The following is a 1,143-nucleotide window of genomic DNA, read 5'->3' on the forward strand; positions in this document are numbered from 1 at the left end:
GTCCAGTCGTATTCTATCGGTTCAGCTTTACCGAAGAATATTTCAGTCGTCTTTCCAATACCGACCAGCCAAACGGCGACGCTGCCTCCGGGGGCCATGCCAACGGTAATTCTTCGATACGTTAAATGGCCGGTTGGCGTTTTATGGTTGCTATACCCCTCTGTAAAGCTCTGCACTATCACTTCATAGGGAAGATTGAACTCGCCCTGGTAAAACTGATCTTCCAGGTACGAGTAGTAGGTAATCCGAAGCCGATCCGGTAATGGTTTCTGATCGGGTCCGACCACATGGGTGGAAACGGGCATTCCCCAGCCATGATAGACAGTTTTTCCATTGGGAATATAGAGTCCGTGATCTTCTCCGGGGTACAAAAAAGTTCCAGAAATCACTTTCATCGGATATTCATCTGGCGCCGCCTCGGAAGCCAGCCAGTCCGCTTTTGTCATAGATTCCTCACAACTGAGTAATAAGAGTAATACCGATATCAGCGCAAACCGACATCGGGTTTTAATCGTCATAGTACATTCGCCTGCGTTGGCCTTCGTGAAGCCGGGGTGCCATTCCGACCCCAGAGTAGTGCGCGGAAAAGTGCAGGTATTGGTGGCGGATGATATAGAGCAAAGGGTCTTCGCCTTGCCAATGTTCGGGTATCGACTCCGTGTTAGACGCCACGTAGAGCTTGATGCGCTCCTGCAACTGCCTGAGCTCCTCGGGCTCCCCGCTCAAGTCGATGAGATCGGAATATTCTTTCGAATTCATACTCGCTCCCTCTTCCCTTATAAACTCCGCCATCAACGCCAACGGAATTTTGCTATAACTGGTTTTCACCAGCGCCCGTTCGGCATGAATGACCTGATTCGCGGTGTCTCGGGAGCTGGGTAACGTCAACTCCTCCGGGCGATACCAGCCTTGGGCCAGAAACCAGTCACGATCCGCGTGGCGATCACGCCGATGTCCTCTGTAGACAATCTGCGCCTCAGCGCCAGATCGGTAGCCCCCGCCCACATCGCTATGCGCACCGGGCAGGCAAATACGACGCCCTTTTCCTCCCGCGCTGTTAATGGCTGTCAGGGAAAAGTTTTCCCGGTATTCCTCTGAGGCTTCCAACTGAATCACCCGGTTGGCTCGACGAATGGAGTCCAG

Annotated in this window: 2 protein-coding genes; both read right to left on the bottom strand. The window is 52.8% G+C overall.

Annotated elements, in window-relative coordinates; all coding sequences use genetic code 11:
* The coding region (locus tag ACQCLF_RS16005) for a DUF2931 family protein (protein ID WP_426989089.1) at positions 1-446 on the bottom strand (446 nt) is incomplete at its 3' end.
* Between the two features lie 61 nt (positions 447-507).
* The coding region (locus tag ACQCLF_RS16010; protein ID WP_426989091.1) for a hypothetical protein at positions 508-1,143 on the bottom strand (636 nt) is incomplete at its 5' end.

Source organism: Marinimicrobium sp. ARAG 43.8 (assembly GCF_050113635.1).
Taxonomy (GTDB): Bacteria; Pseudomonadota; Gammaproteobacteria; order Pseudomonadales; family Cellvibrionaceae; genus Marinimicrobium.